This is a genomic window from Pseudomonas sp. Bc-h, assembly GCF_002080045.1.
Classification (GTDB): Bacteria; Pseudomonadota; Gammaproteobacteria; order Pseudomonadales; family Pseudomonadaceae; genus Aquipseudomonas.
This window is the reverse complement of the sequence record NZ_MUIN01000009.1, coordinates 185,612-198,358: the sequence shown is the minus strand read 5'-3', so window position 1 is coordinate 198,358 and position 12,747 is coordinate 185,612. Positions and strand designations below refer to the sequence as shown.

The following is a 12,747-nucleotide window of genomic DNA, read 5'->3' as shown; positions in this document are numbered from 1 at the left end:
ATTTCAGCGAGTAATGCGAAGATCGCGATTATCGGATAAGGAGAACAACATGAAAATCGTCATCGCCCCGGATTCCTTCAAGGACAGCCTCAGCGCTCAAGGTGTGGCGCAGGCCATCGCAACCGGGCTGCGCGAAGTCTGGCCGGATGCCAGTCTGGTCGAATGCCCCATGGCCGATGGCGGTGAGGGCACCATCGAGGCGGTGCTGGCGGCGTGCGATGGGCAGTGGATGAAAAACCGGGTGACCGGCCCGCTCGGCGAGCCGGTGGAAGCGCAATGGGGATGGCTGGCCGAAACCCGCACGGCGATCATCGAAATGGCCATGGCCAGTGGTCTGCAACTGCTCACCCTGGAGCAGCGGGACGCCACGATCACAACGTCATATGGCACCGGCGAGTTGATCGCCGCAGCGCTGGAGGCGGGCGCGCAACGGGTGATCCTGGCCATCGGCGGCAGTGCCACCAACGACGCCGGGACCGGGATGTTGGCCGCCCTGGGCGCACGCTTTCTCGACAGCAGCGATGACCCTCTGCCGCCAGGCGGTCTGGCATTGAGCAAGGTGGCGCGAATCGACATCGACGGCATGGACACGCGGCTCAATGACGTGCAGTTCGAAGTGGCCGCCGATGTGAACAATCCACTTTGCGGGCTTCATGGCGCCTCGCATATCTTCGGCCCGCAGAAAGGCGCATCTCCCGAGCAGGTGTTGGCGCTTGATGCGTCGCTGGGGCATTTCGCCCAACACTCGGCGAAGGTGCTGGGCAAGGATGAGAGTGAGCACCCTGGCAGCGGCGCTGCGGGCGGCATGGGCTTCGCGGCCAAGGCGTATCTGAATGCTTCGTTCCGGCCGGGCGTGGAAGTGGTGGCAGACCTCACCGGACTTGCCGAGGCGCTGGAAGGCGCTGACCTGGTGATCACCGGCGAAGGCCGTTTCGATGCCCAGACCTTGCGCGGCAAGACCCCGTTCGGGGTGGCGAAGATCGCTCAGCGCAAGAACGTGCCGGTGATCGTGCTGGCCGGAACCTTGGGCGATGGGTATGCCGATCTCTACGAACACGGCATCAGCGCGGCGTTTGCCCTGACCAGCGGCCCGATGACCCTCGACCAGGCCTGCCGCGACGCCGCCACTCTGCTGCACGACCGCGCGCGGGATCTGGCAAGGGTGTGGGCCTTGGCTGCGCGGTGATCCAGGCCCTCCCACACTGGCCTTAGCAGCACGGCTTGCGGGCGGTGGCGTCCTTGAAATCGCTACCGCCGGCAAGCCGGACTGCTACAGGCTCTGCGTCCACCACAGCTTGTCGGGCGTCCCGCTATCTCCGTGGGAGCAACCCGAGGTTACGAGGGTCGCGATTGCGGTGTGTCGGTCACCGACTGACTGCCCAACCCACCGCCTTCGCGAGCAAGCTCCCTCCCACAGGTCCAGGGTTCGGCACGAATTCGCGGTTTGCCACATCACTGTGGGAGCAACCCGAGGTTACGAGGGTCGCGATTGCGGTGTGTCGTTCACCGACTGACTGCCCGACCCACCGCCTTCGCGAGCAAGCTCCCTCCCACAGGTCCAGGGTTCGGCACGAATTCGCGGTTTGCCACATCACGGTGGGAGCAACCCGAGGTTACGAGGGTCGCGATTGCGGTGTGTCGTTCACCGACTGACTGCCCGACCCATCGCCTTCGCGAGCAAGCTCCCTCCCACAGGTCCAGGGTTCGGCACGAATTCGCGGTTTGCCACATCACTGTGGGAGCAACCCGAGGTACGAGGGTCGCGATTGCGGTGTGGCATTTTGATCAGCTCGACCGCTTGACGAAACGCTGCGCCACATCGAATGACCAATATCTGCAGAGAGACTCATGAAAAAAATCCCATTTCAGGTACAAAAATTTTGCTTACAAGTCACGAATTCGAGAGGCCGCTGTTGTTATCGCTGTTGAAGCGGCATGTCTCGTAGAGCGGTTGCAACCTGCTCGATCAGTTGTCGCCCAAGCAAACGTTGCCGCTGGTTTCGTAGCGCAGGGTGTGCGCTTTGCCCATGTGGTCGACGTAACCCAGATCCACCGGGCGTACGCCGCAGAAATTCAGGTTCGGGGTCTTGGTAACTTCAGCGATGTCGACCTTGGTGCCGTAGGTGTATTGCTGAACCTGCGGCATGTTCTTCACGTCGGCATTGGCGGTCAAAGCGAAGGCGCTCAGGGCGGTAAGCGTCAGGGCAAACAGGGTGGTTTTCATGGTGGGCTTCCTCATAGTGGCCGGGATGACTTTCTTGAGCCCGTATGACGAAGCGCGGGGAGGGTTATTCCGTTCGAGGTGAAATTAGATTTTTCAGCCGCCTTATCACCTGCGGGCGGGGCTGGGGCTGCCGCCGGGGGAATGGCCCAGGCGGCAGGACTGCTCAGGCCACCTTCAGATGCATCACCGGAATAGGTTTGCGCATCAACGTACCCACCAGCGCGGCGGCGAACAGCCCGACGCATCCGGCCACCCATAGCACCGAACCAAAGCCCGTGACGAACGCCTGTTGTGCCAGCGGTTGCACGACTTCCCGTGCGCCTTCGCTGACCGATTGCAACGCCGCGCTCATGTCCCCGGCCACTACCCGGGAGGCAATGTATTCGGCCTGGTCGAGCCAGTCCGGCGCGGCGTTTCGCAGATTGATATTCAGGGCGTTCAACGTGTGGCTGGCGAGCAGGGCGCCATACACGCCGACCCCCAGCATGATCGCGCTGAAGCGCATGGTGGTGCTCATGCCGGAGGCCATGCCGGTGCGCTCGCGGGGCACGCAGGCCATGATGTTCTTCTGCGTGTCGCCGTTGAGCAGACCCGCACCGGCGCCGGTCACCGCCATCGCTGCAGCGAAGGAGGGATAGCCGCCAATGGACGTCGCCCAGGCGCACAGCAGATTGCCGACACTCACCAGCGTCAGTCCCAGCGCCATCATCGCCGCGGGTGAAAGGTGGCGCGACAGCTTCGGGCCCAGGCGCGGCAGCAGCAACATAGTGATCGCGAACGGCAGCATGCCGAGCCCTGAAGCGATGGCGCTGAACCCCAGGCCGTTCTGCAGGTAAAACGGCAACAGGGTCATCATGACCTGCGCGCAGCAGGCGTAGGCGAACATGCCCAGCAAGGCGCCGATGAAACGCGGGTACTTGAACAGCTGCAAATCCACCATCGGGCGACGTTGCAGACGTTCGGCCAGTAAAAACAGCGCCAGCAGCAGGCCACCGCCCAGCAAGCGGGCAAAGGTCAGCGGGTTGTCCCAACCGATCCGGTTGGCCTCGATCAGGCCCCAGATCAGACTCAGCAGACTGGCACTGAAAAACAGGCTGCCCCAAGGATCGAGGCGCGCCGATTGTTCGTTGCGAGATTCTTCAATGTTGCGCGTCACCATGCTCAGCAGCACCAGGCCGACAGGCAGGTTGAGGTAGAAAATCCAGCGCCAGCCCACCAGTTCGGCGATCAGTCCGCCCACGGTCGGCGCGGCGGTCATCGCCACTCCCATGCACGCGCCCCAGAACGCCCAGGCCTTGGCCCGCTCGACTTCGTCATGAAAGACGTGGCCGATGGTCGCCAGCGCCGAGGTCAACAACAGCGCCGCGCCCACCCCTTTGATTGCCCGGGCAATGTCGAGGAACAGAATGTTCGGTGCCGCGCCGCAGCCCACCGAGGCGAGAATGAACAGCACCAGCCCGGTAATCAGCATCTTTTTGCGGCCGAAACGGTCGGCCAGACTGCCCGCAGGCAACAGCAGGGCGGCAAAGGCCAGCATGTAGGCGCTGACCACCCACTCGATGTCGGCGAATCCGGCGCCCAGATCGCGGGCAATGCTGGGCAGGGTCACGGCAACGATATTGGTATCGAGCACGATCAGCGCACACACGCCCGAAGCGGTAAGCAGCGTCATGCGTGGGCTGGGTTTGTGAACAGGCATAGCGGTAACTCCGACAGCTGTTAGGTTTCAGCTAATATCCAGGCGTGATTTTCTCACGGTGCGCCCTGTTCTGTAGCAACCCGGCTTGCCGGCGGCGGTGGTGTTACTAGTGCGGCTGCCGGCACCCCAAGCTGCTACAGATGTTGCGCGCTGCACACAGAATATTCCGGGATCGCTTATGCTTCGTTACCCGCATCCAGCAATTTCATTACCTGTCAGGTAACGACTCATGGAAATCCGTCATTTTCGCTACTTTCTGGCGGTCGCCAGACACCGGCATTTCACCCGCGCCGCCGAGCAGCTGGGCATCGCGCCGCCGACCCTGACACGGCAGATTCAGGACCTGGAAAGCGCCCTCGGCACCCGCTTGTTCGTGCGCGAGCAGCGCGAGGTGCGCCTGACCGACGCGGGCCGCGCCTTGCAGATCGAAGCGGAACTGGCGGTGCGTCAGTTCGAAACCGCGCAATACAACGTGCAGCGCGCCGGACGTGGCGAGGCCGGCAAGATCGAGTTGGGTTACGTGGCGTCGGCGGTGTTTTCAGGTGTACTGCAGCGTCAGGTCGGCGAATTTCGTCAGCGCTACAGCGACGTCGATTTCACCATCACTGAATACCTGATGCCGGCCCTGCCACGGATGATCGAGGAGGGCCGGCTGGACGTCGGTTTCATCCGCTCACCCATGAGCCTGCCGGAGTCGGTCAGCGTGGTGAAGCTACTGACCGAAGGGTTTGCCCTGGCACTGGCGGACAGCTCTTGGCTGTGCAAGCTCAAGACGATCAACGCGATGCATTTGCAGAACGAGACCTTCATCCTCCCCGAGCAGATTTCCGGAACGCTCGAAGTCGCGGCACAGGGCGGATTCGCGCCGACGTTGGGGCCGCAGCCTGGAGGGTTGGTCTCGGTGGTGGCGTTGGTCAGCCTGGGACAGGGCGTGGCGGTGGTGCCGGAGTCGGTCGTCGATCACATCAACTTGCCCAATGTAGTGTTCAGGCGCATCGAGGACTGTCAGCCGACCTCGTACCTGTCACTGATCCACCGGCGCTACGAAAAAGCGCCGGCGGTCACGCGCTTCATCGAGCACGTCAAGGCCTCGCGCGAGGCTTGATCATCCCTCGCGCGCGAGCAGCCCTTGCAGCACGCTCTTCAGATCGACGATGCCTTTGCGCGGCAAGCCCTCAAAGCGAATCCAGCCTTCGTTGAAACCGTCGAGCATTTGCATGCGCGGCACTGGGTTGCTCATGCCCTGAGCGGTAAACAGCGCCTGCCAGGTCTCACGAGGCACGCTCTGCATCGTCACCGGTTTGCCCAATAATTGGCTGAAGGTCTCGGCGATCTGGTTCGGTGTGACCGGTGTTTCACCCTCCAGCTCGACAATGCGCTTGCCGAACCATTGCTCTTGCAGCAGCTCGGCCGCGACCCGGCCGACGTCGGCGGTGGCGACCATTGGCACTGGCTTGTCCAGCGGTTGCAGAAAGCTGGGGATCACCCCGGTCTGGATTGCCGGTTCGACGTCCCACAGGCAGTTCTCCATGAACCAGCCGGGGCGCAGAAAGGTCACCGGCAGCTCCAGATTGCTCAGGCTTTTCTCCAGCAGTTGCAGTTGATTGAGCAGGTTGGGTTGGCAGGCTTGAGCGCCAATGGTGGAAATGCACACCACTTTGCCAGGCCTGGCGTTGGCCAGTGCTTCATGAATGTTGGCGATGACCTTGCGGGTTTCCGGGAAGCCCTCGGTGGGTGAGAAGTTGGGCGGCAAGAGGATGAACACCGCTGCGCTGTTCTGAAACGCGCGGGTCAGGGCGGACACATCATCAACATCCGCAATCGCTGTTTCACAGCCCTTGGCCGCCCATGCCTGGCCTTTTTCGGCGCTGCGCACCACCGCACGGACTGGCTTGCCCGCGGCCAGCAGGTTGTTCGCGACTTCGCTGCCTACTTGCCCGGTAACGCCCATGATCGTGTACATGCCCACAACTCCTCAGAGAGGGCGACCCACTGCCGCCGTTGCGAGAATTATTGCGTCCAGTGCGTTGATTCTCCGATAGCATGGGTGTCATTGCATACATGCCTAGGAATCATCAATGAGCTTCGATGGACGCTTGGCCAGTGGCATGGGGGTGCTGTCAGCGGTGGTCGACACCGGCAGCTTCGTCAAGGCCGCCGACGTGCTGGACATGACCCAGTCCGGCGTCAGCCGCGCCATAGCCCGGCTTGAAACCCGACTGGGAATTCGCCTGTTCGATCGCACCACGCGCTCAGTCAAACTGACCGATGAGGGTCGGCGACTCTACGAGGAAATAGCGCCACTGCTGGCCGGGCTGGAGGAGGCGGCTGCGCTGGCGTCCGGCAGTGCCACGGCGGTGCGCGGGCGCTTGCGGGTGAACGTCGATCCGTACTTTTCGCGATTGATTCTGGCCCCGGCCCTGGGCGACTTCATGGCCACCTATCCCGAGCTGGAACTGGATCTGGTCACCCGCGAGCAGTTGGGAGATCTGGTAGCCGATGGCGTTGATCTGGCGGTGCGCTTCGGCGAGCAACCGTCTTCTTCGCTGATTGGTCGGCAGTTGCTCAAGACCCGTGTATTGACCGTAGCGTCACCTGCCTATCTGAAGAAACACGGCCGACCGCAGCATCCCACCGACCTGGAAAGCCCGGAGCACGTCTGCATCGATTTTCGCGATTCGCAGACCGGCCGACCCTATCCGTGGGAGTTTCATCGAGGGGCCGAGCGATTGTTCGTCAACACCCGTGGGCGCTTGATGGTCAACGATGTCGGGACCATGCACCGGGTTTGCGAGGAAAGCCAGGCAGTGGCGCAGGTGCTGGAACTGGGTGTGGAATCGGCTGTGCGCGAGGGCAGATTGATCGAGCTGTTCCCGGACTGGCCGGACGAGTACTTCCCGCTGTATGCGCTGTACCCGTCGCGGCACTTGCCCCCGGCCAAGGTGCGCGCCTTTCTCGAATTCGTGGTCGCGCTGAGCCGCTGAGCCGCTCTAGTGTTTAGCGGCTTCGGCTTCCTCGTCCACGCGGTCGGATTCGAACAACTCGGCCAGCTCGGTTCTGGCTTCCCGTGCGCTCTGCATGACCTTGGCGGCATCGTCGTAAATCAGGTGCTGGCGGTTGAGCACCTGTTCGTCATGACGTTTGAAGCGGTTGATCCGCGCCGCCGCCTGAGCTTCGCTCAACCCCAGGCCGATCAGCGTACGGCGGGTCATCTCAAGGCTGGAGTAGAAGGTTTCCCGCACGGCCTGGGCGTCCAGGTCCATCAGGCGGTGGACGTGCTGGCGGTTACGGGCCCGGGCGATGATTTTCAAGTGCGGGTAGAGCTTGCGCACCAGTTCGGCGGTCTTGATGTTGGTGTCCGGGTCGTCGGTGGCGATCACGAAAAACTCGGCCTGATCGACCTTGGCCGCACGCAGGATTTCCGGGCGCAGCGGGTCGCCGTAGAACACCGGTACATTGCCGAAACTGCGGGTGAACTCGATGGTTTCGACCGACGTGTCGAGGGCAATGAACGGGATGTTCTGCGCGCGCAGGATACGCGCCACGATCTGCCCCATCCGGCCCATGCCGGCGATGACCACACGCGGGTCGTCGGACTCGATTTCCCGGTACTCGTCCGGCACTTCCTTGACCACCGGCTTGGGCTTGAGCCAGCGCGCCATCACCAGCAACAGCAGCGGTGTGAGGGCCATGGACAGGGTGATGGTCAGAACGAGGGTGTCGTAGAGGTTGGCATCGAACAGGCCTTTGTCACGACCGATGCTGAAAACCACGAAAGCGAATTCACCCCCCGCCGCCAGGACCAGACCAAGACGCAGGGCGCTTTGCTTGCCGAGCCCCCCGGCCAGGCGGCCGACGACGAACAACAGTGGCAGCTTCAGGGCGATCAGCAGCAGCGTCAGGGCCAGTACCGTGACCGGCGAATTGAACAGCAGGCTGAGATTGGCGCCCATGCCGACACTGATGAAGAACAGACCCAACAGCAGACCCTTGAAGGGTTCGATCTGCGATTCCAGCTCGTGGCGATATTCGGAGTCCGCCAACAGCAGACCGGCAAGGAACGCTCCGAGGGCCATCGACACCCCCACCAGGTCCATCAGCCACGCCGTGCCGATCACCACCAGCAACGCAGTGGCCGTGGACACTTCCTGCAGCCCGGTCTTGGCGACGATGCGGAACACCGGTCGCAGCAGATAGCGCCCACCGATCACCACCACCGCGATGCCACCGAGGACTTCCAGGCCGTGACGCAACGAGTCGGCGGATGTGGGGTTGTGTTCGCCTCCCGCGAGCATCGGAACAAGCGCGATCAGCGGGATTGCGGCGATGTCCTGAAACAGCAGAATGGCGAAGGCCAGCCTGCCGTGGGGGGCATTCAATTCCTTGCGTTCGGCCAGGCTTTGCAGGCCGAAAGCGGTGGACGACAGTGCCAGCCCCAGACCCAACACGATGGAGCTGTTCAGCGGTTGACCGAAGCCGAGCAGGGCGACGACGCCGATCACCACGCCCGTGAGCAGAACCTGCGCCAGGCCGACGCCGAACACCGATTTGCGCATGACCCAGAGGCGCTTGGGCGACAGTTCCAGACCGATGATGAACAGCAGCAACACCACGCCGAGTTCAGAAAAATGCGCGACGCTCTCGGGGTTGCCGATGAGGCCCAGACCCGCCGGGCCGATGATGACGCCGGCGATCAAGTAACCGATCACGGCGCCCAGTTGCAGGCGCTTGGCCAGAGGGACCGTGACCACGGCGGCGAGCAGAAACACGACTGCGGCCTGTAACAGGCTGCCTTCATGGGGCATTGGGGACTCCTTACAGAAAACTGGGAAACTTCTTACGCGAGGCGGGTATTAAACCACGTCAAAGTGACAACGAACGCCGACCGAGACGCTTCGCCGCAGGTTCGTTCGGCACCCCGACGTGCCAGCGGCGCCGTGACGGCGTAACATGTCGGGCGCGTTTGCGCCGCGCACATGATCTCGACCCGTTTTCAGGAAACCCGTAATGACCAACAAACAGCGTCTGATTTACTCGATCATCATTGCCTTGAGCGTGCTGGTAATCATGCTCGGCCTGTCGCACTTGCAGAGCATTGGCGTGCTCGACGAGAAGACCTTTCAGTACATCGCGATCTTCGTTGCGGTGGTCGTGGTGGTCTTGAACGGCGTCCTGCGCCGCAAGGTCAAGCACTGACCGAGCGGTTGTGCGGGGTTGCCCGCACACCTCACCTGCAGCAGTCCGGCTTGCGGGCGGTGGCGTCTGTGAGGGCGACGGTCTGTGAGGGCGGCGGTGTCTGTGAGACTGCTTGCCGCCAGCAAGCCGGACTGGGACAGGAGGATGCGGTGAATGCCTGAATGCGCTTCGCAGCACTCCGTTACATAACCTCGCCTGAACTATTTTTTATCCCTTGAACTCCAAAAACTCGCCTGTCATAAAGCCCGCAAAGGGAAATGGAGTTCAAACATGATCAAACAACTTACCGCTGCCGTCCTCGCCACTGCCGCCCTGACCACTGCCCAGTTCGCGCTGGCGGACAAGCCGGGCGCTGGCTGGATCACCATCGAAAAGGCGATCGAAAAAGCCAAGTCGGCGGGCTACACCGAGATCTACAAGATCGAAGCCGACGACAACGGTTATTGGGAAGGCGAGGGCCGCAAGGCTGACAGCCTGACCTACGAATTCCGCATCGATGGCACTTCCGGCAACATTCTGCGCGATCAGAAAGACTGATTACTTTCAGTCCTGATCCGCCTGTGGGGTCGCCGTCCGGCGGCTCCCACTCCCTCTCTTTACTCCCCTCACCGAATCCGACACCCTTGCCGTCCTATTTCACGTCAGCAGGAAGCGACGCATGAGCGTGCGGATCGAGTTCAAAAGCAACCCCAGCGAAGACGAACGTCTACAGATCCTCGAACCCCTCAGGGCCTACAACGCCGCGAAGGCAGGGGACGGGCTGTCGGAAAAGTTCGCGTTGTTCGTTCGTGACGAAACCACCGATGCTGTAATCGGCGGCCTGCACGGGCGGATTCTCTACCGCTGGCTGTTCATCGAACTGCTGGTGATCCCCGAACAGACGCGCGGGCAGCGCATGGGCAGCCAGTTGATGGACATGGCTGAAAGCTTCGCCCGTGAACGCAATTGCGTCGGGGTCTGGCTCGACACCTTCGACTTCCAGGCCCCGGATTTCTATCGCAAGCATGGCTATCAGGAATTCGGCCATCTGGACGATTACCCGCCAGGCCACCAGCGCTTGTTCTTCCAGAAACGGCTCGATTGATCAGCCACGCGGGCTGATCGATTCAACGGCGCGTTTATCGAAAGCGACCCGGGCTGTACGGCGCGGGGTCGGTGAAAGTCGGCGCACCGGTCATCAATTCCGCCAGCAGGCGGCCGGTTACCGGCCCCAGGGTCAGGCCATGGTGCGCGTGACCGAAGTTGAACCACAGGCCCTCATGGTTTGGCGCCGCGCCTATCACCGGGCGCATGTCTGGCAGACAGGGGCGGCGTCCCAGCCAGGGTTCCGCGTCCAGACGCGCGCCGAGCGGGTAAAGGGTTCGGGCAATGGTTTCGCAGCGACGTAGCTGGATTTCGTTAATGGGTGCGTCGCTGGCCGCGAACTCCACTCCGGTGGTCAGGCGGATGCCACGAGCCATTGGCGCGAGGACGAATCCGGCCTGGGCGTCGATCACTGAATGTCGCAGTTCGGCGCCGGGCTGCGAGGCGTAATGCATGTGATAACCGCGTTTGATCGCCAGCGGGATGCGATAGCCAAACCGTGAAAACACCTCAGCGGATTGCGGCCCCATGGCGATCACAACGTTACGCGCGTGCACTGTGCCCTCGTCGCTGTCGGCCATCCATTCGCTGCCTTGCTGGCGCAACGTGCCGGCATCGCCCTGCAGCAACACGCCACCGCGCTTGACGAACAAGGCCGCGTAACCGCGCACCAGTGCACCGGGATCGCTCACGGTTTTCGGGTCGAGCCAGTGAATGCCTCCGACCACCCCCTTCAAGTCGGGTTCACGTTCACGCAGTTGCGCAGCGTCGAGAATGTCGTAGCGCAAGCCGTATTGGTCGTAGGTTCTGGCGTCGGCAACGGCCACGTCGAGTTCGTCTCGGTCGCGATAGAACTCGATCCAGCCTTTGGCGCGAATCAGCCCGCTCATTCCCGAGGCTTCCACCAGCACATCGTGTTCCTCGACACACCGCTCGATCAGCGGTCGCATGGCGCGAGCGGCTTCGGCCAGATTCGCCGGCGACGACTGCCGCCAGTACTGCAGCAACCACGGCGCCAGCCTTGGCAAAAACATCGGGCTGAATCGCATCGACGACTGCTGGTTCAGGCCATAGCGCAGCAACCGCGACCATTGGCGGGGGAATGCATAGGGGACCATGCTGGAGCGTTCGATCAGGCCGGCATTGCCGTGGCTGGTGCCGCGACCGGGCTCGTCGCGATCGAGCAGAATGACGCTCTGGCCTGCGGCTTGCAGGTGCAATGCGCAACAGACGCCGACGATTCCGGCGCCGAGGACGAGGGTCTGACAATCCATGATCGATCCTTGAAGGGCTGTAAACGAACGTGCAGCGAGAGACAGGCGCGCAGTTTACCCGTTTGCTGGCGCGCAGTACTCTCCAGACGCTTGCTACGTTCTGTTCGGCTTCCTCTTCCAATAATCACACCGGAGCTTCAGATGTCTTCACCCCGCGACCCCGTTGAAACCCAGTCCATTTCCTTTACTGATCTAACCGAACTGCTGCGGCAGATCTTTCTGCGCCACGGCACGTCGGATGAGGTTGCGGGGGTTCTGGCGCAGAACTGCGCCAGTGCCGAGCGCGACGGTTCGCACAGTCACGGGATATTCCGGATCAAGGGTTACCTGTCGTCGCTGGCCGCTGGCTGGGTCGATGGCCAGGCGGTGCCGCAGGTCGAAGACGTCGGTGCCGGGTTCGTGCGGGTGGACGCAGGCGGCGGCTTCGCCCAGCCAGCGATGCAAGCGGCCAAGGCATTGTTGATCGACAAGGCCCGGACTGCCGGGATCGCGATTCTGGCGATTCGTAACTCACACCACTTCGCTGCCCTGTGGCCGGACGTCGAACCGTTCGCCCAAGAAGGGCTGGTGGCGTTGAGCGTGGTCAACAGCATGACCTGCGTGGTCCCGCACGATGCGCAGAAGCCGCTGTTCGGCACCAACCCGATTGCCTTCGCCGCGCCCCGCGCTGGCGGTCAGCCGATTGTCTTCGACATGGCCACCAGCGCCATCGCCCACGGTGATGTGCAGATCGCCGCGCGGGAGGGGCGCATGCTCCCGCCCGGCATGGGCGTGGACAGCGCAGGTCAGCCGACCGAAGACCCCAAGGCGATTCTCGACGGCGGTGCACTGTTGCCATTCGGGGGCTACAAGGGTTCGGCGTTGTCGATGATGGTCGAACTGTTGTCAGCAGCACTCACCGGCGGCAATTTCTCGTTCGATTTCGACATGTCCAGCAAGCCCGGCGCGCAAACACCGTGGACCGGCCAGACGATCATCGTCATCGATCCGGACAAGGGCCGGGGCAAGGCTTTCGCCGAGCGCAGTGAAGAGTTGGTCAGGCAGATGCACGGCGTCGGCCAGCAACGCATGCCGGGGGACCGTCGTTATCGCCAGCGCGAGAAGTCTCTGGCCGAAGGCATCGTCCTGTCGGCGCAAGATCTGGTCCGCCTCAGAGAACTGGCCAGCGTTTAGGCGTGTTCGATTACTGCCCTGACCCTGCCTTGGACAGGGTTCAGGCACGATTGCAGGGGACGCAACCGAACGACCGCTCGTCGAGTCGAGGCTTGCGT

12 protein-coding genes are annotated in these 12,747 nt (G+C 62.5%); 7 read left to right on the top strand and 5 right to left on the bottom strand.

Annotation, left to right across the window (positions count from 1 at the left end; all coding sequences use genetic code 11):
* Positions 1-49: 49 nt before the first annotated feature.
* Positions 50-1,186: a glycerate kinase gene (locus BWR59_RS17520; protein ID WP_081566898.1), complete on the top strand. Its 1,137-nt coding sequence runs from the start codon at positions 50-52 to the stop codon at positions 1,184-1,186.
* A gap of 780 nt (positions 1,187-1,966) precedes the next feature.
* Here the strand turns inward: BWR59_RS17520 and BWR59_RS17515 are convergent.
* Together BWR59_RS17515 and BWR59_RS17510 are read right to left on the bottom strand one after the other, a co-directional pair.
* The gene (locus BWR59_RS17515; protein ID WP_081566897.1) at positions 1,967-2,224 is read right to left on the bottom strand and encodes a DUF2790 domain-containing protein; all 258 of its coding nucleotides are present in this window, start codon (positions 2,222-2,224) and stop codon (positions 1,967-1,969) included.
* Positions 2,225-2,387: 163 nt separating this feature from the next.
* Positions 2,388-3,923 carry an MFS transporter gene (locus BWR59_RS17510; RefSeq protein WP_081566896.1) on the bottom strand — a complete coding sequence of 512 codons (1,536 nt, stop codon included), beginning with the start codon at positions 3,921-3,923 and terminating at the stop codon, positions 2,388-2,390.
* A gap of 229 nt (positions 3,924-4,152) precedes the next feature.
* Here BWR59_RS17510 and BWR59_RS17505 point away from each other — a divergent pair, with 229 nt between their 5' ends.
* Entirely contained in the window at positions 4,153-5,028 is an 876-nt protein-coding gene (locus BWR59_RS17505) for a LysR substrate-binding domain-containing protein (protein ID WP_081566895.1), read from the top strand.
* On the opposite strand, the gene BWR59_RS17500 is transcribed toward BWR59_RS17505, so the two are convergent.
* A complete protein-coding gene (locus tag BWR59_RS17500; RefSeq protein ID WP_081566894.1) occupies positions 5,029-5,886 on the bottom strand; it encodes an NmrA family NAD(P)-binding protein in 858 nt (285 codons plus the stop codon).
* A 115-nt stretch (positions 5,887-6,001) separates the two neighbouring features.
* On the opposite strand from BWR59_RS17500, the gene BWR59_RS17495 reads away from it, so the two are divergent.
* Positions 6,002-6,907 carry a LysR family transcriptional regulator gene (locus BWR59_RS17495; protein ID WP_081566893.1) on the top strand — a complete coding sequence of 302 codons (906 nt, stop codon included), beginning with the start codon at positions 6,002-6,004 and terminating at the stop codon, positions 6,905-6,907.
* 6 nt (positions 6,908-6,913) lie between these two features.
* On the opposite strand, the gene BWR59_RS17490 is transcribed toward BWR59_RS17495, so the two are convergent.
* Positions 6,914-8,728, bottom strand: coding sequence for a monovalent cation:proton antiporter-2 (CPA2) family protein (locus tag BWR59_RS17490; protein ID WP_081566892.1), 1,815 nt, complete (start codon positions 8,726-8,728; stop codon positions 6,914-6,916).
* Positions 8,729-8,930: 202 nt separating this feature from the next.
* Here BWR59_RS17490 and BWR59_RS17485 point away from each other — a divergent pair, with 202 nt between their 5' ends.
* From BWR59_RS17485 to BWR59_RS17475, 3 genes are all read left to right on the top strand, one after another.
* Positions 8,931-9,119, top strand: a complete 189-nt coding sequence (locus tag BWR59_RS17485; RefSeq protein ID WP_081566891.1) for a hypothetical protein — start codon at positions 8,931-8,933, stop codon at positions 9,117-9,119.
* 270 nt (positions 9,120-9,389) lie between these two features.
* Positions 9,390-9,656: a PepSY domain-containing protein gene (locus BWR59_RS17480; RefSeq protein WP_081566890.1), complete on the top strand. Its 267-nt coding sequence runs from the start codon at positions 9,390-9,392 to the stop codon at positions 9,654-9,656.
* Positions 9,657-9,777: 121 nt separating this feature from the next.
* Entirely contained in the window at positions 9,778-10,203 is a 426-nt protein-coding gene (locus tag BWR59_RS17475) for a GNAT family N-acetyltransferase (protein WP_081566889.1), read from the top strand.
* 34 nt (positions 10,204-10,237) lie between these two features.
* Here the strand turns inward: BWR59_RS17475 and BWR59_RS17470 are convergent, their stop codons facing one another.
* Entirely contained in the window at positions 10,238-11,476 is a 1,239-nt protein-coding gene (locus BWR59_RS17470) for an FAD-dependent oxidoreductase (protein WP_081566888.1), read from the bottom strand.
* Positions 11,477-11,617: 141 nt separating this feature from the next.
* Between BWR59_RS17470 and BWR59_RS17465 the strand changes: the two genes are divergently transcribed.
* Positions 11,618-12,649 carry an Ldh family oxidoreductase gene (locus BWR59_RS17465; RefSeq protein WP_081566887.1) on the top strand — a complete coding sequence of 344 codons (1,032 nt, stop codon included), beginning with the start codon at positions 11,618-11,620 and terminating at the stop codon, positions 12,647-12,649.
* The last annotated feature ends 98 nt before the right edge of the window (positions 12,650-12,747 follow it).